Source organism: Neorhizobium sp. S3-V5DH (assembly GCF_004343065.1).
Classification (GTDB): Bacteria; Pseudomonadota; Alphaproteobacteria; order Rhizobiales; family Rhizobiaceae; genus Neorhizobium; species Neorhizobium huautlense.
In genome coordinates this window covers 262,553-284,608 of the sequence record NZ_SMCL01000004.1, presented here as the reverse complement: position 1 = coordinate 284,608, position 22,056 = coordinate 262,553, and the positions used below count along the sequence as shown (strand labels likewise).

Annotated in this window: 22 protein-coding genes; 11 read left to right on the top strand and 11 right to left on the bottom strand. The window is 61.4% G+C overall.

What is annotated here, in order from left to right; translation table 11 throughout:
- Window positions 1-53 precede the first annotated feature (53 nt).
- The 8 genes from fabD (at window position 54) to EDE09_RS09305 (ending at window position 7,332) form a co-directional block, all read left to right on the top strand.
- A complete protein-coding gene (fabD, locus tag EDE09_RS09340) occupies window positions 54-998 on the top strand; it encodes an ACP S-malonyltransferase (RefSeq protein ID WP_132409947.1) in 945 nt (314 codons plus the stop codon).
- Window positions 999-1,024: 26 nt separating this feature from the next.
- The gene (gene fabG, locus EDE09_RS09335) at window positions 1,025-1,765 is read left to right on the top strand and encodes a 3-oxoacyl-[acyl-carrier-protein] reductase (protein WP_132409945.1); all 741 of its coding nucleotides are present in this window, start codon (window positions 1,025-1,027) and stop codon (window positions 1,763-1,765) included.
- A 285-nt stretch (window positions 1,766-2,050) separates the two neighbouring features.
- Entirely contained in the window at window positions 2,051-2,287 is a 237-nt protein-coding gene (locus tag EDE09_RS09330; RefSeq protein ID WP_003502080.1) for an acyl carrier protein, read from the top strand.
- A gap of 110 nt (window positions 2,288-2,397) precedes the next feature.
- Window positions 2,398-3,660, top strand: a complete 1,263-nt coding sequence (gene fabF / locus EDE09_RS09325) for a beta-ketoacyl-ACP synthase II (protein WP_105373673.1) — start codon at window positions 2,398-2,400, stop codon at window positions 3,658-3,660.
- A 120-nt stretch (window positions 3,661-3,780) separates the two neighbouring features.
- On the top strand, window positions 3,781-4,980 hold the full coding sequence (gene mltG, locus EDE09_RS09320; RefSeq protein WP_112801789.1) for an endolytic transglycosylase MltG: 1,200 nt from the start codon (window positions 3,781-3,783) through the stop codon (window positions 4,978-4,980).
- Between the two features lie 34 nt (window positions 4,981-5,014).
- A complete protein-coding gene (locus EDE09_RS09315) occupies window positions 5,015-5,902 on the top strand; it encodes a YicC/YloC family endoribonuclease (protein ID WP_132409943.1) in 888 nt (295 codons plus the stop codon).
- 3 nt (window positions 5,903-5,905) lie between these two features.
- On the top strand, window positions 5,906-6,586 hold the full coding sequence (gmk, locus tag EDE09_RS09310) for a guanylate kinase (RefSeq protein WP_132409941.1): 681 nt from the start codon (window positions 5,906-5,908) through the stop codon (window positions 6,584-6,586).
- A gap of 110 nt (window positions 6,587-6,696) precedes the next feature.
- Window positions 6,697-7,332 carry a YcxB family protein gene (locus EDE09_RS09305; protein WP_132409939.1) on the top strand — a complete coding sequence of 212 codons (636 nt, stop codon included), beginning with the start codon at window positions 6,697-6,699 and terminating at the stop codon, window positions 7,330-7,332.
- A 90-nt stretch (window positions 7,333-7,422) separates the two neighbouring features.
- On the opposite strand, the gene EDE09_RS09300 is transcribed toward EDE09_RS09305, so the two are convergent.
- Entirely contained in the window at window positions 7,423-7,866 is a 444-nt protein-coding gene (locus tag EDE09_RS09300; protein WP_132409937.1) for an SRPBCC family protein, read from the bottom strand.
- 293 nt (window positions 7,867-8,159) lie between these two features.
- Between EDE09_RS09300 and EDE09_RS09295 the strand changes: the two genes are divergently transcribed.
- Window positions 8,160-8,798 (top strand): glutathione S-transferase family protein, encoded by a 639-nt coding sequence (locus EDE09_RS09295; RefSeq protein ID WP_132409935.1) that lies wholly within the window; start codon window positions 8,160-8,162, stop codon window positions 8,796-8,798.
- A gap of 29 nt (window positions 8,799-8,827) precedes the next feature.
- Here the strand turns inward: EDE09_RS09295 and rsmA are convergent, their stop codons facing one another.
- The 7 genes from rsmA to EDE09_RS09260 all read right to left on the bottom strand — a co-directional run bounded on the left by rsmA (window position 8,828) and on the right by EDE09_RS09260 (window position 17,238).
- A complete protein-coding gene (rsmA, locus tag EDE09_RS09290) occupies window positions 8,828-9,661 on the bottom strand; it encodes a 16S rRNA (adenine(1518)-N(6)/adenine(1519)-N(6))-dimethyltransferase RsmA (RefSeq protein WP_132409933.1) in 834 nt (277 codons plus the stop codon).
- The gene (gene pdxA, locus EDE09_RS09285) at window positions 9,661-10,674 is read right to left on the bottom strand and encodes a 4-hydroxythreonine-4-phosphate dehydrogenase PdxA (protein ID WP_132409931.1); all 1,014 of its coding nucleotides are present in this window, start codon (window positions 10,672-10,674) and stop codon (window positions 9,661-9,663) included. Before pdxA ends, rsmA begins: the two co-directional genes overlap by 1 nt.
- Before the next feature lie 25 nt (window positions 10,675-10,699).
- Window positions 10,700-11,641 (bottom strand): SurA N-terminal domain-containing protein, encoded by a 942-nt coding sequence (locus EDE09_RS09280; RefSeq protein ID WP_132409929.1) that lies wholly within the window; start codon window positions 11,639-11,641, stop codon window positions 10,700-10,702.
- A 130-nt stretch (window positions 11,642-11,771) separates the two neighbouring features.
- Window positions 11,772-14,096 carry an LPS-assembly protein LptD gene (locus tag EDE09_RS09275; RefSeq protein WP_112801803.1) on the bottom strand — a complete coding sequence of 775 codons (2,325 nt, stop codon included), beginning with the start codon at window positions 14,094-14,096 and terminating at the stop codon, window positions 11,772-11,774.
- Window positions 14,096-15,184, bottom strand: a complete 1,089-nt coding sequence (gene lptG / locus EDE09_RS09270) for an LPS export ABC transporter permease LptG (RefSeq protein WP_112802247.1) — start codon at window positions 15,182-15,184, stop codon at window positions 14,096-14,098. Before lptG ends, EDE09_RS09275 begins: the two co-directional genes overlap by 1 nt.
- Window positions 15,184-16,356, bottom strand: coding sequence for an LPS export ABC transporter permease LptF (gene lptF / locus EDE09_RS09265; protein WP_132409927.1), 1,173 nt, complete (start codon window positions 16,354-16,356; stop codon window positions 15,184-15,186). The genes lptG and lptF overlap by 1 nt, the downstream gene beginning before the upstream one ends.
- Before the next feature lie 90 nt (window positions 16,357-16,446).
- Window positions 16,447-17,238, bottom strand: coding sequence for a phosphatase PAP2 family protein (locus tag EDE09_RS09260; RefSeq protein ID WP_132409925.1), 792 nt, complete (start codon window positions 17,236-17,238; stop codon window positions 16,447-16,449).
- 250 nt (window positions 17,239-17,488) lie between these two features.
- Here EDE09_RS09260 and EDE09_RS09255 point away from each other — a divergent pair, with 250 nt between their 5' ends.
- Together EDE09_RS09255 and EDE09_RS09250 are read left to right on the top strand one after the other, a co-directional pair.
- Window positions 17,489-18,982, top strand: a complete 1,494-nt coding sequence (locus tag EDE09_RS09255; protein ID WP_112801808.1) for a leucyl aminopeptidase — start codon at window positions 17,489-17,491, stop codon at window positions 18,980-18,982.
- A gap of 45 nt (window positions 18,983-19,027) precedes the next feature.
- Complete coding sequence (locus EDE09_RS09250; protein WP_132409923.1) at window positions 19,028-19,477, top strand: DNA polymerase III subunit chi; 450 nt, start codon at window positions 19,028-19,030, stop codon at window positions 19,475-19,477.
- 25 nt (window positions 19,478-19,502) lie between these two features.
- Here EDE09_RS09250 and EDE09_RS09245 read toward each other — a convergent pair whose 3' ends face one another.
- The 3 genes from EDE09_RS09245 to EDE09_RS09235 are packed head-to-tail and all read right to left on the bottom strand — an operon-like array spanning window position 19,503 to window position 21,977.
- Entirely contained in the window at window positions 19,503-20,093 is a 591-nt protein-coding gene (locus EDE09_RS09245) for a TadE/TadG family type IV pilus assembly protein (RefSeq protein WP_165924145.1), read from the bottom strand.
- A 10-nt stretch (window positions 20,094-20,103) separates the two neighbouring features.
- On the bottom strand, window positions 20,104-20,613 hold the full coding sequence (locus EDE09_RS09240) for a TadE/TadG family type IV pilus assembly protein (protein WP_132409919.1): 510 nt from the start codon (window positions 20,611-20,613) through the stop codon (window positions 20,104-20,106).
- 5 nt (window positions 20,614-20,618) lie between these two features.
- Window positions 20,619-21,977 carry a TadE/TadG family type IV pilus assembly protein gene (locus EDE09_RS09235; RefSeq protein WP_245505100.1) on the bottom strand — a complete coding sequence of 453 codons (1,359 nt, stop codon included), beginning with the start codon at window positions 21,975-21,977 and terminating at the stop codon, window positions 20,619-20,621.
- Window positions 21,978-22,056 lie beyond the last annotated feature (79 nt).

Genomic DNA, 22,056 nt, shown 5'->3' with positions numbered 1-22,056 from the left:
CTCCGGGCTCAAATGTGAATGGAGAGGCAAAACATACGGGAAGGAAACCACCGATGAGCATCGCATTCACGTTCCCCGGACAGGGCAGCCAGTCCGTCGGCATGGGGAAAGACCTCGCGGAAGCCTATCCCGAAGCCCGCGCCGTCTTCGAAGAGGTCGATGAAGCGCTCGGCCAGAAACTCTCCGATATCATGTGGAACGGCCCGGAAGAAACGCTGACGCTGACGGCCAATGCCCAGCCGGCGCTGATGGCCGTTTCGATTGCCGCCATGCGCGTCATGGAAGCCCGCGGTCTGAAGCTCGCCGACAAGGTCGCCTATGTCGCTGGCCATTCGCTCGGCGAATATTCCGCACTCTGCGCCGCCGGCACCTTCTCGCTTGCCGATACCGCAAAGCTGCTTCGTATTCGCGGCGACGCGATGCAGAGCGCAGTGCCCGTGGGCGCGGGCGCCATGGCCGCGATCATCGGCCTCGAACATGGCGATGTGGAAGTGGTCTGCGCCGAGGCCCGCCAGGATGGCGTCTGCCAGATCGCCAACGACAACGGTGGCGGGCAGCTTGTTATCTCCGGCTCCAAGGCGGCAGTCGAGAAGGCTGCGGCGCTTGCTACCGAAAAGGGCGCCAAGCGGGCCATCATGCTGCCGGTCTCCGCACCCTTCCACAGCGACCTGATGGCGCCTGCGGCGGACGCGATGCGTCACGCGTTGGACAAGGTCGAGAAGAAGAACCCGGTCGTCCCAGTCGTCGCCAATGTGCGCGCTGCTCCGGTCTACGACGCCAATGAGATCGCCACGCTGCTCGTCACCCAGGTGACCGGCCAGGTGCGCTGGCGCGAAACGGTGGAGTGGTTCGGCGCCAATGGCGTCACGACGCTTTACGAGATCGGCTCGGGAAAAGTTCTGACAGGCCTTGCCCGCCGCATCGACAAGAATATTTCCGGCGTTGCCGTCAACGCGCCGGCCGATATCGATGCCGCGCTCGCTGCCATTCTTGGCTGACGAAAGAGACTCTAGAGGATTCGATCATGTTTGATTTGACTGGCCGCAAGGCCTTGGTGACCGGCGCAACCGGCGGGCTTGGCGAAGAGATCGCTCGGCTGCTGCACAAGCAGGGCGCCATCGTCGGCCTGCACGGCACGCGTGTCGAGAAGCTCGAGGCATTGGCCGCCGATCTCGGCGGGGATCGCGTCAAGATCTTTCCTGCCAATCTCTCAGACCGCGACGAAGTGAAGGCGCTCGGCGAAAAGGCCGAAGCCGAACTCGAAGGCGTCGACATCCTCGTTAACAATGCCGGCATCACCAAGGATGGCCTGTTCGTGCGGATGAGCGATGCGGACTGGGATTCGGTGCTCGAAGTCAATCTGACGGCCGTGTTTCGCCTGACCCGCGAACTTACCCATCCGATGATGCGCCGCCGCCATGGCCGTATCATCAACATTTCCTCGGTCGTCGGCGTCACCGGCAATCCCGGCCAGGCGAACTATTGCGCTTCCAAGGCGGGCCTGATCGGCTTTTCGAAATCGCTGGCCCAGGAGATCGCCACCCGCAACGTGACGGTCAACTGCGTCGCCCCCGGCTTCATCGAGAGCGCCATGACCGGCAAGCTGAACGACAAGCAGAAGGATGCGATCCTGGGCGCGATCCCGATGAAGCGGATGGGCGCCGGCGGGGACATCGCTGCTGCGGTTCTTTATCTCGCTTCGAACGAAGCAGGCTACGTCACGGGCCAGACCATTCACGTCAACGGCGGCATGGCGATGATCTAGGCTGCGGTGCAGCGTTGCATGTCCTGTCGCAATCGCCTGTTGGCGGCGGCGAAATGGAACAAATTCTGGCTTTGCGGAACACGGAAACCATGTTAAGCGGGCCATGACTGTGAATAGTCACCCCGAAATGCGGGCCGTCATATTGCGTGAGCGCGGCATGACTGGAACCTGACGAGGGGCGAACGGGTTTGCCGGCATCCGCGTCGAGAGGCGGCGGCTGCAGGTTTTAAACAGGGTACGGATGCTATTCGGGCATTCGGAAAGACAAAGGTCGAGGAAACCGACATGAGCGATATCGCAGAACGCGTGAAGAAAATTGTTATTGACCATCTCGGCGTCGATGCCGACAAAGTTGTCGAGGGCGCAAGCTTTATCGACGATCTCGGCGCGGATTCGCTCGACACCGTCGAACTGGTCATGGCTTTCGAAGAAGAATTCGGCGTCGAGATCCCGGACGACGCGGCCGATTCTATTCTGACCGTCGGCGATGCCGTCAAGTTCATCGAAAAGGCCCAGGCCTGATCGATCCCAAACATCTGGGATAACGCCTGCAAGGCAGATCCCGACGACGGCCCGCTTGCTCGGGCCGTTTCAGCAAATAGAACATGCGAAATTAAGGCGGAACGCTGGCGATGAGACGGGTCGTTATCACCGGTACCGGCATGGTATCTCCCCTTGGATGCGGAACGGAAGCAAGCTGGCAGCGTCTGCTGGCCGGCGAGAACGCAGCCCGGGTCGTGACGGAATTCGAGGTCGAGGACCTGCCTGCCAAGGTTGCCTGCCGCATACCGGTGGGTGACGGATCCAACGGCACCTTCAATGTCGACGACTGGATGGAGCCTAAGGAACAGCGCAAGGTCGATCCGTTCATCATCTATGGCATGGCCGCGGCCGACATGGCGCTGGAGGATGCCGGCTGGCATCCGAAGACCGACGAGGACCAGATTGCCACGGGCGTGCTGATCGGTTCTGGCATCGGCGGCCTCGAAGGCATCGTTGAGGCTGGCTACACGCTGCGCGACAAGGGCCCGCGCCGCATTTCTCCCTTCTTCATTCCCGGCCGCCTGATCAACCTGGTGTCCGGTCAGGTGTCGATCCGCCACAAGCTGCGCGGCCCGAACCATTCCGTCGTCACCGCCTGTTCCACCGGCGCCCATGCGATCGGCGATGCAGCGCGCCTGATCGCGCTCGGCGATGCTGACGTGATGGTCGCGGGTGGCGCCGAATCGCCGATCTGCCGTATTTCGCTTGCGGGCTTTGCCGCCTGCAAGGCGCTTTCCACGCAGCACAACGACGACCCGCAAAAGGCATCGCGCCCCTATGACCGCGACCGTGACGGCTTCGTCATGGGCGAGGGGGCGGGCATCGTCGTGCTGGAAGAGCTGGAGCATGCCAAGGCACGCGGCGCAAAGATCTATGCGGAAGTGGTGGGTTACGGTCTTTCTGGCGACGCCTTCCACATCACCGCGCCTTCGGAAGACGGCGACGGCGCCTATCGCTGCATGTCGGCCGCGCTGAAGCGGGCCGGTCTGGCGGCGTCGGATGTCGATTACATCAATGCCCACGGCACTTCGACCATGGCCGACACGATCGAACTCGGCGCCGTCGAGCGCCTGGTCGGCAACGCGGCATCGAAGATTTCCATGTCCTCGACGAAATCGGCGATCGGCCACCTGCTCGGTGCCGCCGGTGCGGTCGAGGCGATTTTCTCGACGCTGGCGATCCGCGACAATATCGCACCGCCGACACTGAACCTCGACAATCCCGATGTCGAGACCGCGATCGATCTCGTGCCGCACAAGGCACGCAAGCGCGAGATCAACGTGGCGCTCTCCAATTCCTTCGGTTTCGGCGGCACGAACGCCTCCCTGGTGCTCCGCCGTTACGACGCGTAGTTGGTCGTGGCAAATGCCGCTGGACTTTCGAGGCCGGCGCATATCATCTTCTGGACCTGTTTTTTGCCGCATTGCTTGGCCAAACAGCGGGCGAAGTTTTGAGTCTCTTGGGGGGCGCGGTTGAGCGATACGAATCATGTGAGTGACCCTTCTGCCGGCAATGGTAGGGGCCCTATCATTCCGAAGTCGCCGAACGAGGCACTGAAGCCCGAACGTGTGCCCGAACCGCCGCGACGCTCGAAGAAGGCGCGCAGCCAGCTCGTCATCTTCCTGAATTTCGTGATGACGATGGTGGTTCTCGTGTGCATCGCGGGTGTCGCCGGCTTCTATTATATGATCTCGACGTTCCAGGAACCCGGCCCGCTGGAAGCCAACGCGCATTTCATGGTCCGCCCCGGCACGGGCGTTGCCGAGATTGCCAGCAATCTCGAACGCAACGGGATCATCTCCGACGCGCGTGTCTTCCGCTACGTGACCGCCACCTATCTGCGCGACGGTTCGACGCTCAAGGCCGGCGAATACGAGGTCAAGGCCCGCGCCTCCATGAAGGACATCATGGAATTGCTGGAATCGGGCAAGTCGATCCTCTATTCCGTCGTCCTGCCCGAGGGCCTGACGGTACGGCAGATGATGCTGAGGCTCGCCGAAGACCCGGTGCTCGAAGGCGATCTTCCAGCCGAATTGCCGCCGGAGGGCAGCCTGCGTCCGGACACCTATAAGTTCTCGCGCGGCAGCAAGCGCGCCGATATCATCCACCAGATGCGCGTCGCCCAGCAGAAGATGATCGACCAGATCTGGGAACGGCGCGATCCGGACCTGCCGATCAAGACGAAGGAAGAGTTCGTCGTGCTGGCCTCGATCGTCGAGCGGGAGACCGGCAAGGAAGACGAGCGCGCCCATGTGGCTTCGGTTTTCATGAACCGGCTTCAGAAGGGCATGCGCCTGCAATCGGATCCGACGATCGTCTACGGGCTTTTCGGCGGAGATGGAAAGCCGGGCGACCGGCCGATCTTCAAGTCCGACCTCGCCAAGCCGACCCCCTACAATACCTATCAGATCAAGGGTCTGCCGCCGACGCCGATCTCCAATCCCGGACGGGCTGCTCTGGAGGCGGTTGCCAATCCATGGCGCACCAACGACCTCTATTTCGTAGCCGACGGCAGCGGTGGCCACGTGTTTGCCGCGACGCTCGAGGAACACAACGCCAATGTCCGCCGTTGGCGCAGGATAGAAGCTGATCGAGCCCCCGCCAATCCCGAAGTCGTCGTGGACGGCCAGCCGGATGGCGAAGAAGCGGAAAAGCCGCCGAAGAGCAATTGATCCGCTTCCCGCGTCAGTTCACCTGGAGAGTTCGATGACCTTGCAGTCCATGACCGGTTTTGCCCGCAGCGAAGGATCGAGCGGGCGCAACCGCTTTTCGTGGGAGCTACGGTCGGTGAATGGCAAAGGTCTCGACCTCAGGCTGCGCCTGCCGCCGGGCCTCGAGCGGCTGGAGCCGGACGTGCGGAGGCTGATTTCGGAAAAGTTCTCCCGCGGAAACCTGCAGGCGACCCTGAATTTGACGGTGACCGAAACCCAGGTGGAGGCGGTGCTGAACCGCGACGCGCTTGCCGCCGTACTTGCCCTGCGAAAGGAGCTCGGCGATGTCGTCGACCCCGCTCCGCTGCGGCTGGATACGCTGATGGGCATTCGCGGGCTTGTGGAAATCCGGGAGGCCGAGGAGGGCGAGGAGGCGGTCGCCGCCCGCGACGCGGCGATCCTTGGCTGCCTCGGCGAGGCTCTGGACCATCTCCGACGTATGCGCGAAGGAGAAGGGGCGGCTCTTGCTGCGGTCCTGAAGGGGCATGTCGAGCGGATCGCAGAACTTGCAGCGGTCGTTGAGGCCGATCCCTCCCGCTCGACGGAAGAGATCGCCAAGCGGCTGTCCTTCCAGCTCGCAGCACTCCTGCAGGAGGCGCCGACGCTCGATCGCGACCGCTTGCATGCGGAGGCGGCCCTTCTCGCCACCAAGGCCGATCTTCGCGAGGAGATCGACCGGCTGAAGGCCCATGTCGCCGCGGCGAACGAGCTGATCGATAAGGGCGGGCCTGTAGGACGACGCCTCGATTTCCTTGCACAGGAATTTAACCGGGAATCGAATACGATCTGTTCCAAATCCAACGCCGCTGCTGTAACCGCGGCAGGTATCGAATTGAAAGTCGTCATCGACCAGTTCCGCGAACAGGTCCAGAATTTGGAGTAGTTCATGAGCCCGGCCCAATCGTCCAAGGGCAATTCGTCCCCGCCCGTGAAGATCGCCCGCCGCGGGCTGATGCTGGTCCTCTCTTCGCCCTCCGGCGCCGGCAAATCGACGATTGCGCGAAACCTGCTGGACGAAGACCGGAGCCTCGAAATATCCGTCAGCGTCACGACGCGCGCAAAGCGGCCGAGCGAGATCGCCGGCAAGCACTATCACTTCATCAGCGTCCATCAGTTCGAACGGATGCGGGATGCGGGCGACCTGCTTGAATGGGCCGAGGTTCACGGCAATTTCTACGGCACGCCGCGCGAGCCGGTCGAGCAGGCAATGGCGGAAGGCCGCGACATGCTGTTCGACATCGACTGGCAGGGCGCGCTGCAATTGCAGGAGAAGATGAAAGCGGACGTGGTGTCGATCTTCGTACTGCCGCCGTCGATGACGGAACTGCAGTCGCGTCTGCACCGCCGCGCCGAAGATTCCGAAGAGGTCATCCGCACGCGGCTCCTGAATTCCCGCGCCGAGATCGAGCACTGGCGGGAATACGACTACGTGATCGTCAATGACGATCTTGACGAGGCTTTCGGTTATGTCAGCTGCATCGTCAAGGCGGAGCGGATCCGGCGGGACCGCCGATACGGACTGTTCGACTTTGTCGAGGGACTGCTTCAGGAGGAGCCGAAGCTTTAAGGCGAATGGGGTGGTTCGGGCCGGTCATTGCGCCTTGTTGACGTAAAAAAGGGTCGTCGGTACTAAACTCAGGATCGAGTTCCGCGCTCTCAATACGGGAAGGTTGAGCCATGTCCGAGCGTCACCCCAGCTCCGTTCCGAAAATCTGGCCTTCTGCCAATAGACCCGGCTTCCACAAATCCTTCCAGTTGAACCTCGACGACCATCTCGATATCCAGCATGCGACGCGCCAGTTGCTGCCGCTCGGCCCGACCGTGGCAGCAGTGGGAGCCGTTGCACTTTTCGTCGCGCTGATCCTGAATTTCGATAGGTGGCGGGAAGGCGACGTGGTGACGTCGACCATCTATATCGGTGCGTCGGTCGTTGTTTGCGTGCTCCTTGCAGTTCTCCTGCTCAATCCTGCCCGGCAGCTTCTGCGGTTCATGTATCGTCGACGACTGACCAGGTTCGGCGTAATCGGCAAGCCTGTCGAGTCGACCGTGGACAGAAATGGAATTTGCTACACGGTGCTGGGACAGACGGTCACCTGCACGTGGGACTCGCTCTATGCCCTCGAAGAGGACGACGGAACGTTCTATTTCTGGATGTCCAAGATAGTCGCCCATCCGTGGCCGGCGAGAGTGTTCGCCTCGGATGAGGAACGGCAGACTTTTCGCCAGAGCGTGATGGAATGGGCGGGCCGCCCCTTTTCACCGCCCGTTCTGGCCCGCCTCGGAGCCGCCGGCAGACTCAACCTTCCCGATTGAGGATAACGGAGGTCAGGTATCCTCTGCCACCGGATCGCGAAAATCGCCGTCGCGACCCGGTCCTGGCAGCTTTAGCCCCGATCCGATGTGCTATTCCTTGATGTCCGGCTCGACAAGCTTCGCCAGGTTTCGCAGCGACTCCTGCCAGCCGAGATAGCAAGCCTCGGCCGGGATGAGATCCGGCACGCCGGCCTGCACTATGTCGACCTCGGTGCCGACCGAAACCTTCTTCAGCGTCACGGTGACCACCATTTCACCGGGCAGGTTTGCGTCGTCGAATTTGTCCGTGTAGCGCAGCCGTTCGCCTGGGACGAGTTCAAGATATTCGCCGCCAAAGGCGTGGCTTGCGCCCGTCGTGAAGTTCCGGAACGACATTCTGTGGGTGCCGCCGACGGTCGGTTCCAGATGATGCACGGTGCAGACGAAGCCATTGGGCGGAAGCCATTTGGCGACTGCGTCCGCCTCGATGAAGGCGCGATAGACTTTTTCCGGGCTGGTCGCCAGGACGCGGTGCAGGCGTATGGTACTTGGCATGACTGTGATCCTTTGAATGTATGGAATAGACGCTCTAAGGACGAACGCGGCTTTGCCAATCCGACAAAGATCACGCCCATTCTGAGATAAAATTATCCAAGCCTGCCGCTGTACGAACTTTATCGGTGGTTTACCGGTAACTGAAAACTGCGAAGCGGCGGCCACTTCCGTGCCGCTCTGGGGGCACGATATCTCCAAAGCGCAGGGCTTCCCTGGTTCGGATTTTCTGCCGAGCGCATGTCGGAAAGTCGTGGTGCCGCACGTCTTCATCATAGTCCTAAGGAGTTTAGCTGATGAAGATGTATTTCAGCCGCAATCCTAATCCCCGCCTCGCAGTCGCCGTCGCGCGCTATCTAAATGCGGAAGTTGACTTTGAATTCGCCTCGCCGCAGGTTCCGGGTCAAGCCAGTCGCTATCTTTCTCTCAACCCCAACCTGCTGTTGCCGATCCTCGAGCGTCCCGGAAAACCTCTTTGGGAAGCCGACGCGATTGCGTGCTGGTTTTCCCGCCACGCGGGTTCCAATTTCTGGCGCATCGATGACGATGAACCCGAGATGATCCGATGGATCAGCTGGGGGAAGGAGAACTTCGTCAAGGCCTGTGACATGGTGCATTGGGAGCGCGGGACGAAGCAACGATATGGCATCGGCCCCTGCGACCAGGCGATGGTCGAGGAGGGGCTGAGGCAGTTTCATGTGGCCGCCCGAATTCTCGAAGCCGAGCTATCGGCCCGCACATGGCTGGTTGGAAATTCCGTCTCCTTTGCCGATTTTCGTATGGGAACGTTTCTGCCGTTCAACGATGCCGCACGGCTGCCCATCGACGATTATCCGTCGCTCCGTCGCTGGTACGGGCAGCTTGAAGACATCGAGGCCTGGCAAAACCCCTTCGATGGACTGAGCGCACCTGATCTGCCGCCATTGCCGGATTAGGCAGGGGATCGCTCGCCTTGGGCGTTGGCTTAGAGAGAGTTCGCCAACCGTACGAATTCTTCCACCGACAGCGTTTCCGCCCGCCGGGCCGGGTCGATGCCGGCTTTCACCAGCAGCGCCTCGCCGCCGACCGGTTTGAGGCTCTGGCGCAGCATCTTGCGGCGCTGGCCGAATGCGGCCTGCGTTACGCGTTCCAGCTTGCCGACTTCGCAGGGAAGGGGATTTGTGCGGGGTATCAGATGCACCACGGTCGAGGTGACTTTCGGCGGCGGGGTAAAGGCCTGCGGCGGCACGTCGAAGACCATGTGCGCATCGGTCCGCCAGCCGGCGAGGACGCCGAGCCTGCCATAGTGGTCGTCATCTTCATCGGCAACGATGCGCAGGCCGACTTCCTTCTGGAACATCAATGTCAGGCTTTCCCAGAAGGGTGGCCATTGGCCGTTCTCCGGAAGCAGCCAGTTGATCAAAAGCTGGGTGCCGACATTGTACGGCAGATTGGCGATGATCTTGACGGGGCCTTCGGGTGCAAGGGCGGAAAAGTCCGTCTTCAGCGCATCGCCTTCGATCACTTCCAGCCGGCCCGGATAATGCTTGCCGATTTCTGCCAATGCAGGAAGGCAGCGGCTGTCGCGCTCGACGGCGATCACCTTTTTGGCGCCGAGGGAGAGGATCGCGCGGGTGAGCCCGCCAGGTCCGGGGCCGACCTCGAATACGGTCACGCCATCGAGCGGTCCGGCGCTGCGCGCTATCTTCTGGGTGAGGTTGAGGTCGAGCAGAAAGTTCTGCCCAAGCGCTTTCTTCGCATCGAGGCCGTGACGCTGGATCACGTCGCGCAGCGGCGGCAGGCCGTCGAGTGTGGCCATCAGGTAGAAGCCCTCGCGGCAAGGTCGCCGGCAAGCTTGATGGCTTCGACAAGGCTTGTCTCCCGTGCAACGCCCTGACCGGCGATGCCGAAGGCGGTGCCATGGTCGGGAGAGGTGCGGATAAAGGGCAGGCCGAGCGTCACGTTGACGGAGGTATCGAAGCCCAGCGCCTTGGCCGGGATGAGCGCCTGGTCATGATACATGCAGATCGCGACGTCATAGCGGCCGCGGGCCTCGTCGTGGAACATGGTATCGGCCGGCAGCGGCCCGAACACATGCAGGCCTTCGGTGCGCAGCTTGAAGATCACCGGATGGATGATATCCTGGTCTTCCTGTCCGATCGCGCCGTCTTCTCCCGCATGCGGATTGAGGCCGGCGACTGCCAGGCGCGGCTTTGCGATGCCGAAGCGTGTGATGAGATCGTGATGGGCGATCCGGCAGGTTTCTTTGATCAATGCCTCGGTCAGTGCGCCTGGAACATCCTTCAAGGGAATGTGGATGGTGACCGGGATGGCGCGCAGCTTCGGTCCGGCCAGCATCATCACCGGCATCAGCTTCCGGCTCGTCGCCTTTTCGGCGAGGTGGGCGAGGAATTCGGTATGGCCGGGAAAACCGAAGCCTGACTGGTAGAGAATGGACTTGGCGATCGGATTTGTGACCGTGCCGGCCGCCTTGCCTTCGAAGCACAGGGAGACAGCCTGTTCGATCGCGGCGATTGTGCCCTTGGCCGTTGCCACATGCGGTTCACCCGCGGCGACCTCGGCGCCAGCCGGGATCGGCAGGACGGGAAGGGCATCGGCAAAGACAGACAATGCACTGCCCGCGTCGGCTTCGCGGATCGGGATATCGAGATCGAGAAGTGCCGCCCGTGATTTCAAAACGGAGGGATCGCCGAGGAACAGGAAGGGCGGCAGGCCGTGTCGCTCCCGGGAAGCCCAGGCGGCGAGGGTGATGTCGGGGCCGATGCCGGCCGGATCGCCCTGGGTGAGTACAAGCGGACGATCAAGCGGCATGGGCACTCCGGTACCGGCGATTGGATCAGCGATATTCGATCTGCGCCTTGGAGCGCAGTTCGTCGAGGAACTTCTTCTCGTTGGGGTTCTGCCCGGACTTCTGCTCCTTGCCGAGGTCCTCCGCCCGGAAGACCACTTCGGCTGCAAAGTCGTCAGAGACCTGGCGCTGGTTGCAGATTGCGAGGAATTCCACGCCCCGTTCGGTGACCCTGGTTCCCGTGGTGCCGCCCGAGGCCTTCTCGATCAGCGGTTTCCATTCTTCCGGAAGTTCCGGGGCGAGAACGCGTCCGAGGCTGCGGATGGAAACATCGAGATATCCGGCGGCAAATTCCTTCGACTGCTCGCAGCCGGGGAACTTGCCGCGCGCGGCATTTGCTTCCTTCTGGCGCTTGCCGAGAACGGCGTTGCGCTTGGCCGGCGGCACCACGAAGATCACCTGCTGCAGGAAATATTCGGTGGTGACCGGCTTCTGTTTGTTTTCCATCATGCGGGTGACGAGTTCCTGGCTCGACATGCGACCACGGGCGCCGCCGTAACGGGAGTTGACCAGGCGCGGCCAGCTCATCTGCACGGCAATGTAATTCTTGAAATGCTCCACGCCGACGCCAGCCTTTTCGAGGATCTGGCTCATCTGCTGCGGGTTCATCTTGTTGCTGGCGGCAAAACGCTCAAAGGCCTTGTCGACCTCTTCGGTGCTGACCGACATCCTGTTGCGGGCGATTTCCTGGCGTTTGAGGATCTCGTCCACCATTGCCTCGCGCGCCGTCTTCGTATCAGATTTCTGGCGCTGCAGACGCAGGAAGGCTGCCCGACGGGAAACGTCGCTGCTGGTGATGGGAGTCCGGTTGACGACGGCGGCGATACCGCTTGCCGCTTGTGCCTGCTGGAAAACCGGCTGTACGACGATAGAGGCCGCCAGGACGGCCGCCGCCAGCGCCAGTCTGCGCGTTGCGGTCATTGCAAACATGATACCAATTCCTTTCCCGCCCCGACCGGTTGCTTGCCCGGTCGGCCTCGCCTTACTCTTACTATATTTGCGTCCGCTTGCACAATTCTTGCGGCGAAACGATGACGGGGCCGATCAGAACCATCGCGCGTTAATAGCGGTAGTCCTGATCGTATTCCTTCGTCGAGCCGATGTTGATGTCGCCGAGGGTACGGAAGCTCAGGCGCGCGCTGACTGTCCAGTCGTTGGCGGCAGTGCTTTGCGGCTTGTCGGTATAGGCAAGCGTGAAGATCGTGCACTCGTCGGCATAGCTGACGCCGATGCCGCGCTTGATGATCTCCTTCTCCGCCAGATCCCAGGTCGCCGTGCCGGCAAGCGCCCAGTTCTCGTTGATCCGGAAGGTCATCGAGTTCTTCAATACGTCGGTCGCTTCTTCCGAGCCGTATTCCGGCTGCGGATCGACCTGCGTATAGACGAGGGTGCCCTGCACGCGGGGCGTCGTGTAACCGAGGGACGCATCCGTGCGTTTGACGGCAAAGGTCTTCTCGTCGAAGCGCGTATTTACGCCAACCGTGAAGCCCTGCGGAAGATCGACCGCGGCCATCGCGACATAATCCGAACGATCGGTTTCCAGTCCGGAGTTCGCTCCCGCATGCACCAGGTCCTCCGTTGCAAACGAGTTCTGGCCGGATATGTGGAAGGACTGGCCGACGATGCTCCTTACGCCGATGCCGTTGTCGAATGTGCCGGTATAGCGCAGGCCGACATTGGCGCGGGTACCGCCTTCGATCCGGTCGTAGCCGGAGAACTTGTCGCGCTCGAACAGAGACGTAGCATCGAAGACGAAACTCTGCGCGTCCTCGTTCGGCAGTCCGCCGGCCATCTGCTCGTCCGGACGGACGAAGATCTGCGCGATCGGCTCGATGACGTGGCTGCTGTTTTCGGTTGTCAGCAGGATCGGATAACGGGCTTCCAGACCTGCGGTGACCATGTAGCGGCTGTCGCCGCCTTCCGGTTCGAGATCACCGGTGTAGAAGGCAGGCGTGCCGGAGCCGGTATGCCGCAGGCCGTCGCCCCGCGCGGCAAGGATCGGCGTCAGCAATAGCCCATCCATGTTGAAGGTGCGCTTCCACTCGGCTTCCACCGTGAAGCGGCTATAGCTGCCTTCCAGGCCCGGGAAGCGATTGGTGGTGCCTTCCGTGTACCAGTCGTCCTCCCGGCGGGAGAGGTTGGTGAGGTTGGCATTGATGGAAAGCTCGCCCCCAAGGATCGGTTCCGGGGCATAATAGCTGTAGTCGAGCGACGGATAGACGATCGCCTGCTGCTGTTCCAGCGTGTTTCGGGGCGCCTTGTCCTGCACGTTGAAGTAATAACCGTGCAGGTCGAAATAGTTCCGCGTACCTAGGCCGGTCAGGTAGACATCGTTTGTGAACGTGTCGTTATCGACACCTTCCAACTTGTAGGTCTTGGAAAAGTTGTTGTCGCTCTGGGCCATCACGTCCCAGCCGAAGGTCCAGCGCGGGTTGATCTGGAATTCAGCTTTCGAGGCGACCATGAAGCGGTTTTCAGCCTCATAGTCGCTGGTGCCGGAATCGAAAGCGTCCGGATTCGTCTGGTGAATGCCGGCGAACCGGAATGTGTGTTCGCCCGTCTCGAACTTGTTGCGGATCTCGCCCTGCAGCAACAATCCCTGATTGGAATAGTAGGTGGGGGTGATCGTCGCGTCCATGCTCGGCGAGAACACGTGATAATAGGGAACTGCGACGCCGACGCCGAGGTTGTCGCTGGCGCTGAACTGCGGGAAGAGCAGGCCCGACTTGCGCTCTACCGTCTCGTCCGGCACCTCGATCGCAAAGGGAAGCCTGCCGATCGGCAGACCGAACAGCTCGAACTGTGCATTCTCCAGCCGGATCGTGTGGGTCTGGCCGTTGCGGATGACGCGTTCGGCCTTGACCTGCCAGAGCGGCGCCTTGCCGGGCTGCTTGGCGCAGGGCAGGCAGGCCGTGTAGACGGTGTTGTTCAGCACCATCAGGTCACCCGGCTGGCGCTCCGCGCTTTCGGCGGCAAGCCGTGTGTTGTCGGTGGTTTCGACACGAAGCGTATTGAGGAAGCCTTCGCCGAAATCGTCCGTGACATCGAGTTCGTCCGCATAGACGCGGTTTCCGCCTGGCTCGATCAGCTCGATATTGCCGGTCGCCATGACGCGCCCGGTTTTCTGGTCGTACTGAACGCGCTGCGCCACCATCCGATAGCGGTTGTAATAGAGTTGCACGCCACCGGTGGCGGTGACCTGCTGGGCATCCTGGTTATAGACGAGCTCGTTGGCGCGCAGCAGAAGCTTGGCGCCATCCGCAGGAGCGGGCACCAGATTCTGCGCATGCACGGGCATTGCGGATACGCCGAGTACGCATACAGACACACCTGTCAGCAGGGCGGCGGCGAGCCGTCTTATATGTTTGCGGTTACTGACCGCCACTAGCCATCCTCCTGGTGAAGCAGAATCGTCGTCCCAAGCGCCGTCGCGACGATGACTGGAACCCAGACCGCCACGAAGGGAGGAATCGCCCCGCTGCTCCCGAATGCCTTCACAAGCACGGTTACGACATAAAGCACGAAGCCGGAAACTATTCCACCCAGAATCACGGAACGGGACTGGGCGAAGCGACTGAATTTTAATGAAACTGTTGCAGCAATGAGAGTCATGGCGACGAGCAGCAGGGGGAGCGACAGCAGCGAGTGATACTGCGTCTCGAGCGCCTTTGTGGATATGCCGAAAGATTTGCCGACCTCGATTTTTCTGGAAAGATCAAAAAACGCAACGCTTTCCGGCTGCGCCAGGCTTTCCTGGATATATTCCTGTTTCAAGTTGGTGCGAACCTGTGCAGTCTCGCGACGCACCGGAATTTCGCCCGGCCGGTTCTCCAAAACCTCGTTAAGAAGCCAGTAACCATCTTCCAACTTTGCCGTCTTGGCGTCCTGCCGCATGGTGACGCGGCCGTCCTTGTCGAAACGAAAAACGACCACGTCGATCAGGAATGTTCCCTGCTCCTGATAGCTCTTGGCGCCAATGATCGTATCGTCGTCGCCGCTGATCTGGCGGATCCAGGGCACGAAGGCCGAGGCGCGCGCCCGGTTGCTCGCCTCTCGCCAGCTCGCCTCCATGGAGGCCGATTCGCGCTGGCCCCAGGCCGCAAGGGGATTGATCACCAGGAGAACGGCAAGCCCAACCAGGAAGGCGCCGGCGACGAAGGGGGAGACGAATTGCCAGACCGATATGCCTGCCGCCCGCGTCACCACCAGTTCGTAGCGGCGGTTGAGCGCGATCAGCACGGTCATGCCGATGAAGAGACTAAGGGTCGGAATGGTCTGCTGCAGAATGAGCGGCACGCGCATCGCCGTCATCAGCAGGCCGGCCGACACCGTATAACCGACAAAGCCGGACATGCGGCGGCTCGTCTCGCTGAAGTCCGCCAGGAAAATAATGGCGCTGACGCCGAGCAGGAACCAGAGCGCGGTCACGATGTAGCGGCGGAAGAAATACCGCCCGAGCGTCGAAAAGATCATCATGCCACGCCTCCATCCGCTCTGCCGGACGCAAAACGGCGCTGCAGATTGCGTGTCAGGCGCGACATCCCGCGGGAGAGGAATGCGGGCGTCGAAAAATGCCGGTTGGTCGCCAGCATGTAGATCGCGATCAGCGAGAAGAAGAGCGGCACCGCATAGGGAACCGGTGCGTAGAGCGGGTGGCGTTCCACGAGATTGGTGGCCGAGAAGCCGAGCCAGCGGATGGCAAAGGCAAGGAAGAGCGCATAGACCATCGGATGCACGCGCGTCTGCCGATGCGAGCGCGTATTGCCTGCAACCACCAGCGACAGAAGCGCGAAGGTGATCGGGAACAGCCAATCCGACAGGCGCCTGTGCAGTTCGGCGCGGTAGCTGTCGGGCGATTTCTGGTAGAGCGGGTCGTTTGGATCCGGGTTCAGCAGGAAAGCCAGGCTGCGGTCGGTGGAATATTGCGGCAGACCGCCTTCCGATTTGGCCATGGCGGAAAGGTCGAAGGCGTAGGAAACGAATTTGATGATCGAAATTCGGCCATCGGCGGATTTGCGGTGAACCTCTCCGTCCCGCATGGTCAGCGACGTGCCGCTTTCGTCGATCGATCCCTCGCGGGCGTAATAGATGAGGTCGAAATTCGGGTCGCGGTAGTCGACGACGAAAAGTCCCCTCAGCACGCGGCCGGAATGGCGCTCGGAAATCTGGACATAGAGCCCGTTCTCGATGCTGCGGAAGGTTTTCTCCTCGATCACCGAGGAGAGCAGGTCGGCATAGGCGGCGGCGACCATCTGGCGAGCGGCTACCCGCGATGGCGGCTCGACGAAATTCGTGACGAGGAAAGAGAACAGACTGAGCGCAAGCCCCAGCATCAGCACGGGCCGGTAGATGATGCTGCGGGTGGCTCCGGCCGCGTCGATGACCGGCAGCTCCGAATCGTTGTTCATCGCCGTCAGCGTCTGGGTGATGCCGATGACGAGCGCGAACGGCAGCACGACCGGGATGATGGTGGGCAGGATATAGGTGGCAAGCGTCGCGAACGAGCCCATCGACTGGCCCGTATCGGTGACCAGGTTGATGCGTCCAAGCACCTGGATGGTCCAGATGATGGTGAGAACCGGCAAGAGCGTCACCAGAAACATCTGGAAAACCCGGCGCAATATGTAGCGTTCGAGAAGCTTCATTCCTGCCCTGGACTTCCTGCATGCCGCCGCAGCGAGACGGCGGTTGCGCCTATCTAAGCGATCGGCGCGGCGTTTGCGACAGGGGGTGCGTCACAAATTTGTTTGCGAATTCCGTTTTCCTCGCCGCTGTGACATTTCGAAACACGCCGCCACGCCGGCATAGATCACCAGGGATGACAGCCATCCGAGCGTAACGTCCGAAAAATAGTGGCCGCCGAACGAGGTCCTGAGAGCCGGCGAGACGAGCGAGACGGCGATGAGCGGCGGGCCGAGGACCGGGCGCAGCGGCTTCGGCAGCAGCACGATCAGGCAGGCCAGCCAGCCGGCGCCGGCGGCTTCCCCGGAAATGAAGGAGCAATTGCCGACGCAGGCGCCCTGGAAGTCTCCGGCCCGGACGAACGCCTCCCCGCCGCCGAAGAGATCGGTCTCGTAGGGGCGGGGCCGGTTGGAGATCTGTTTCAGGATGAGATTGACCAGCACGTAGGGCCCGATCAGGAAGGCAATCAATGCGATCGAGTAGTCCCGCGTCTTGCGGGGACTGTAGGTCGCTCCGTGATGCTGGAGATTGGCGATCAGCCGGTAGAGGATGTAGATCGCGGTGAGCGACGGCAGATAAAAAAGAATGCGCCGGATCACCACGAAGACGGTTTCGGCGCCATAGGGGAAACTGCCGCAGACCCGACCCTGGTCGACGGCCTGACCGCAGACCGCTTCCTCGAAGAAGGCATGTGCGACGGCGAGGTCGATCTGCGGAAACAGGTAAAAGGTCGCGAGCAGCACCCACCAGAGGATCATCAACGTCAGAAGCCAGCCCGTCGGCCTGGCAAAAAAGCGCCGCGCGGCGATTCGCCGATGGGGGGCGGTGCGGGAGTGGAGGGGCATGCATTCCTATCCGGTTGATCGGGCGGCGCGACCCTAATCCAAGAGACGGACGATTTGAACAGGTATCGGGGCGATATCGTCGGTGTCAGTCGGAGGAACAGAGCCTTTTGGCGCGGGGGCCAGTGCCGAAAGGCGCCTGGGACGGCTCGCATCAAGCACATCACGGCAAAGTTGAGGTCTCCCGACCTTGCGTTCGAGGCCGAAACGGGGATGATCGCGGCTTCCTGTCCGAGAGCCTTCTGGAGTCGCAATGTCCGTGAAATTCGATATCTCCTTCGCCAAGTCCGCCAAGATCGACGGTGGCCTCGTCATCCAGCTGAAGCTTTCCGGCGACGGGCCTGCGGCGGGTGTCGCCGAAGCAGATCCCGCCGGCGTCGGAGCCCGTGCGGCCGAAATCGCGAAGTTTTCCGCCAAGGCCATGACGACGCTCGACATCATCGCGCCGCAAGGTTCGGCTGCTGACCGGCTGGTCGTGCTCGGCCTCGGCAAGGCGGACGCCCTGACGGCTCAGGATTGGCTAAAGGCCGGCGGCGTTGCGGCCGCTTCCGTAAAATCGATGAGCAAGGTGGTCATCTTCCTCGATGTACCGGGTGTCGAGGTCGGCGGCGCCCGGGCGGCGGGCTTTGCGCTCGGCATGCTTTTGCGCGCCTATAGCTTCGATGCCTACAAGACCAAGAAGAACGATGACGACGACAAGGCGCCGAAAACCGTCAAGGTCACGATCGTCACGGCCGATCCCGCCGCTGCAAAGAATGCCTTTGGCGAATCGGAGGCGATCGCCGGCGGCGTCAACCTGGCGCGCGAACTTGTCAATCTGCCGCCGAATGCGCTCGGTCCCCTGGAATTTGCGGAAAGGGCCAAGGAGCTCGAAAACCTCGGTGTCGAGGTGGAAATCCTCACCGAGAAGGAGATGAAGAAGCTCGGCATGGGGGCGCTGCTCGGCGTGGCGCAGGGGTCGGTCAGGCCGCCGCGGCTTGCCGTCATGCACTGGAAGGGCGGCAAGGCAAAGGATGCGCCGGTCGCCTTCGTCGGCAAGGGCGTGGTCTTCGATACGGGCGGCATTTCCATCAAGCCGGGCGCCGGCATGGAGGACATGAAGGGCGACATGGGCGGCGCCGCTGCCGTCACGGGGCTTATGCACACGCTGGCGGCCCGCAAGGCCAGGGTGAACGCGGTTGGCATCATCGGCCTCGTCGAAAACATGCCTGACGGCAATGCGCAGCGCCCGGGCGACATCGTCACCACCATGTCGGGCCAGACGATCGAGATCATCAATACCGACGCGGAAGGCCGCCTCGTGCTCGCCGACGCGCTTTGGTATTGCAAGGACCGGTTCAAGCCGCGTTTCATGATCAACCTTGCGACCCTCACCGGCGCGATCGTGGTGGCGCTCGGTAACCAGCATGCGGGGCTTTTTTCCAACGACGACACGCTGGCCGGCCAGCTTGCTTCGGTCGGCGAGGTAACGGGGGAGAAGCTGTGGCGCATGCCGCTCGGCAAGGAATACGACAAGATGATCGATTCCAAGTTCGCCGACATGAAGAATACCGGCGGACGCAACGCCGGCTCGATCACGGCCGCTCAGCTTCTGAAGCGGTTCGTCGGCGAGACAGCCTGGGCTCATCTCGATATCGCCGGGACGGCGATGAATTCGCCCGCCAACGAAATCAACCAGTCCTGGGGTTCCGGTTATGGCGTAAGGCTTCTGGACGAATTGGTGCGCGCGCATTACGAGGTGGGTTGAGAACCCACATTTGTCGGTTCGACTAAAGATGGGTTCTCAACCGTGATGACCGAGGTCCTGTTCTATCATCTGACGGAATCGAAACTGGAAGACGCGCTGCCGGCGCTGCTCGAAAAGAGCGTCGAACGCGGCTGGAAGGTCGTGGTGCAGACCAATGCGGAGGCGCGTCGGGATTTTCTCGACGCGCATCTGTGGAGCTTCCGCGAGGACAGTTTCCTGCCGCACGGGACCGATGTTTCGCCGATGGCTGACGCGCAGCCCGTGCTTTTGACCGCAGGCAGCGAAAACGGCAATGGGGCAAGCGTGCGGTTTGTGGTCGACGGGGCCGATCCGCCGCCTGTCGAGACATACGAGCGGGTCGTCTTCATGTTCGACGGATATGACGCCGAACAGCTCGAAAATGCCCGTGCCCAGTGGAAAAGGCTGAAGGGCGAGGGCCACACGCTGACCTATTGGCAGCAGTCGGAAGAAGGGCGCTGGGTCAAGAAAGCCTGACCGGTTTGGTTATTTCCCGGTTTGGCTATTTCAGGGAGATCTTGTCGCCCACGCGCGGCCGTGAAATCGCCTTTCCGACAAAGCTGTATTCGGTATTGCCGGTGATGCTCGACAATAGCGATGTAAAAGGCGTGGTCATCGTGTAGTCCACTTTGGCAATCACCAGCTGGACGCCGCTCTCGACGACGTCGTCGGGTATGTCGAATGGCGGCGGCGTGCCGGAAGCCAGCTGGTCTGCCTGATAGGCGCGAGACCAGTTGACGCTTGCATTGCCCGCGGCATCAAAATCGACAATCGCAACCTGGATGTCGAGTTGGGTGCTGTCGAAGGGCGTGAGAATGGCTGCGGTCCCCTCAAGGAGAGTCCGAAGGTCGCTTGCATTCCAGCTTGCTTCCTGCGCGACGATGTCGCTCGAGACTTCCGCGATCTGGTTGATCTTCCGTTGGACCATGAGACCTTCGCCGAGGTCGACGGTGCCGGCAAACATCAGAGCCATCAAAGGCAGAAGCAGCGTGAATTCGATTGCGGATTGCCCACCGCGATCGGCGAGCAGGCTCCATACGCCTTTGCGGCCCGGTCCCTGCTGTTCGTCCTTTTGACCACTTGCCTGTGCCATCGCGCCCGCCTCAGAAGGGTTCGTTTCTGAAAACCGCCGCGGCGGAAAGGACATAGCTGCCGTCGGCAAGCGTGTTGACGTTCGCGCCGATCTTGGCAAGCAGGCTGCTCCAGGGCAGAAATGCCTGGATCATCACGTAGTCCCCCGACGATCCCGGAGAGAAACTTTCCGTGACGGAAAGGACGCCGCCGCTGACGGCGGATGTGAAAGCCATGGAGGAGAAGTCCGACATGGTGGTCGTCGTAATCAGCAGTTCGTCCTCGCAGCCGAAGGCGAGTGCCATGTTGCCGCAGACCGCGCTCCTGAATCTGTCGAGGTCCCAGTTCCCGGAATGGGCGATGCCGACGCGCACATCGCGAGCCGCCATGTGAAGCGCCGAATCGAGCGCGCTGTCGACGAAGAACATCAGCGCCATGTCGAGGATGCAAAACAGGAAGAGCAGGAACGGAAAAATCAGCAGCGCAAACTCGACCGCCGCCACCCCGTCATCGTTGCGTAGAAAGGCTTTTAAACGATTCATGAGGCCTAGCTCGTCAGCCTTACTTTGGAGAGATATTGTTTGAAGAGTGCCGATAGGCCCGCCTCGATCTCCTCCGCGGAGTTTGCCTGCAGGAAGAGGTCGCCGCTCGTCGCGCACTGTTCAAGCGCGGTCGGGATGTAATTGGTGCGGCTTGTGTTGCCTTTTCCGGGCACGATGGTGCCTCCCCAAGTCGAAGCATAACCGCTGCTGGTCATCGTTTTGCCAAGCGTTGCCTCGTAGCCCCAGTCCCAGGGCATCGGCAGGTATTCCGTATAAAGCACGCCGACCGTGGCATTGAGCGCCTTCACCTGATTGCACCATGCGGAATTGATCGGAGAGACGGCTGATTGCAGATAGCTCTTGGAGGTCGGGAAGCGGATGCCGGAATTTCCCTGCAGCACCCAGTTGCGCTCCGACTGAACGCCGTCCGTCAGAAGCAGCACCAGCTTCAGAGGGTTGCTTTCGCTCGATCCGTCCCCCGCCGTCCCCACGAGAGCCTTGAGGGCGGCGAACGAATAATCGAAATAGGTCGCTTCCTCCGAGGTCGCGCTGGTCAGGCCGCTGGTCTTGTCGCTGAGCTTCTTCCGGGCATTGGTGGTTGAAAATGTCGGCGCCAGCACCTGGCTTGCGGTCTGCCCCATCGTGTAGAGCCCGACCTTGATGCGTTCATGGGAGGCGTCCGCGGTATCGATAAGATCGAGCACTTCATCCACAGCGTCGACCGAAACATCGGCCCGCAACTTGATCCCCATCGCGACCGAGAGGTCATAAACGTTCGTATAGTTCTTGCTCTTGTAATTGAAAGGGCCGCCCTCGGGCGTGTGGCAGGCAAACGCACAGCCAGCCTTAGAGGCCCTCAGGCTCGCCTGTCCGGCGCTCGTGGCGGCAAGCAGCATGGATGCGGATTTGTCGAGAACGACATAGACATTGAGATAGGCGCGGCCGGGACCTTCCACTGACGAGGCAACGCCGACGGCAACATCATTTATGCCCGCGACCTTGAGCAGGGTCGTCGCCACCGACGCATGGGCGGTCGCGGTGATCTTGTGGTTGGAGGTATCGATATCGATATCGTCAAGCGTGTAGCCGCCGCTTCCGAGATTGGTCTGGGCGGCAAACCATTCCTTGATCCGCGTCTCGAGCGCCATCTCGTTCAGCGTGCCGACGCTTCTGACGGCGCCCAGCAGGGCGGCGTCGAGGTCGGCCTGCATTTTGGAACGGGTATTATAGGCTCGGACGTAATCGAGGCTCGCGCCGATAGCGGCGATCAGCGGCACCAGCACGATGGCGAACATGATCGCAATATTACCCTGGCGATCGGCAAGCAGGCGGGAAGAAATACGAAACAGGCCCGAACGCAACATGAAGCCGACCATCAATTAACGGAGAGATAACCGGACTATAGCGGCAAAGTGTAATGTAACGATTAATCGCATTGGAACG

Bases quoted from the DNA above. Each gene is read 5' to 3' on its own strand.
- EDE09_RS09315 (WP_132409943.1), top strand. From the start codon at position 5,015: ATGACCTTGCAGTCCATGACCGGTTTTGCCCGCAGCGAAGGATCGAGC.
- EDE09_RS09245 (WP_165924145.1), bottom strand. From the start codon at position 20,093: ATGGCACAGGCAAGTGGTCAAAAGGACGAACAGCAGGGACCGGGCCGC.
- EDE09_RS09330 (WP_003502080.1), top strand. From the start codon at position 2,051: ATGAGCGATATCGCAGAACGCGTGAAGAAAATTGTTATTGACCATCTC.
- rsmA (WP_132409933.1), bottom strand. From the start codon at position 9,661: ATGGCCACACTCGACGGCCTGCCGCCGCTGCGCGACGTGATCCAGCGT.
- EDE09_RS09235 (WP_245505100.1), bottom strand. From the start codon at position 21,977: ATGTTGCGTTCGGGCCTGTTTCGTATTTCTTCCCGCCTGCTTGCCGAT.
- gmk (WP_132409941.1), top strand. From the start codon at position 5,906: ATGAGCCCGGCCCAATCGTCCAAGGGCAATTCGTCCCCGCCCGTGAAG.
- fabG (WP_132409945.1), top strand. From the start codon at position 1,025: ATGTTTGATTTGACTGGCCGCAAGGCCTTGGTGACCGGCGCAACCGGC.
- EDE09_RS09295 (WP_132409935.1), top strand. From the start codon at position 8,160: ATGAAGATGTATTTCAGCCGCAATCCTAATCCCCGCCTCGCAGTCGCC.
- pdxA (WP_132409931.1), bottom strand. From the start codon at position 10,674: ATGCCGCTTGATCGTCCGCTTGTACTCACCCAGGGCGATCCGGCCGGC.
- EDE09_RS09250 (WP_132409923.1), top strand. From the start codon at position 19,028: ATGACCGAGGTCCTGTTCTATCATCTGACGGAATCGAAACTGGAAGAC.
- EDE09_RS09280 (WP_132409929.1), bottom strand. From the start codon at position 11,641: ATGTTTGCAATGACCGCAACGCGCAGACTGGCGCTGGCGGCGGCCGTC.
- fabF (WP_105373673.1), top strand. From the start codon at position 2,398: ATGAGACGGGTCGTTATCACCGGTACCGGCATGGTATCTCCCCTTGGA.
- lptG (WP_112802247.1), bottom strand. From the start codon at position 15,184: ATGATCTTTTCGACGCTCGGGCGGTATTTCTTCCGCCGCTACATCGTG.
- EDE09_RS09300 (WP_132409937.1), bottom strand. From the start codon at position 7,866: ATGCCAAGTACCATACGCCTGCACCGCGTCCTGGCGACCAGCCCGGAA.
- fabD (WP_132409947.1), top strand. From the start codon at position 54: ATGAGCATCGCATTCACGTTCCCCGGACAGGGCAGCCAGTCCGTCGGC.
- EDE09_RS09305 (WP_132409939.1), top strand. From the start codon at position 6,697: ATGTCCGAGCGTCACCCCAGCTCCGTTCCGAAAATCTGGCCTTCTGCC.
- lptF (WP_132409927.1), bottom strand. From the start codon at position 16,356: ATGAAGCTTCTCGAACGCTACATATTGCGCCGGGTTTTCCAGATGTTT.
- EDE09_RS09240 (WP_132409919.1), bottom strand. From the start codon at position 20,613: ATGAATCGTTTAAAAGCCTTTCTACGCAACGATGACGGGGTGGCGGCG.
- EDE09_RS09255 (WP_112801808.1), top strand. From the start codon at position 17,489: ATGTCCGTGAAATTCGATATCTCCTTCGCCAAGTCCGCCAAGATCGAC.
- EDE09_RS09260 (WP_132409925.1), bottom strand. From the start codon at position 17,238: ATGCCCCTCCACTCCCGCACCGCCCCCCATCGGCGAATCGCCGCGCGG.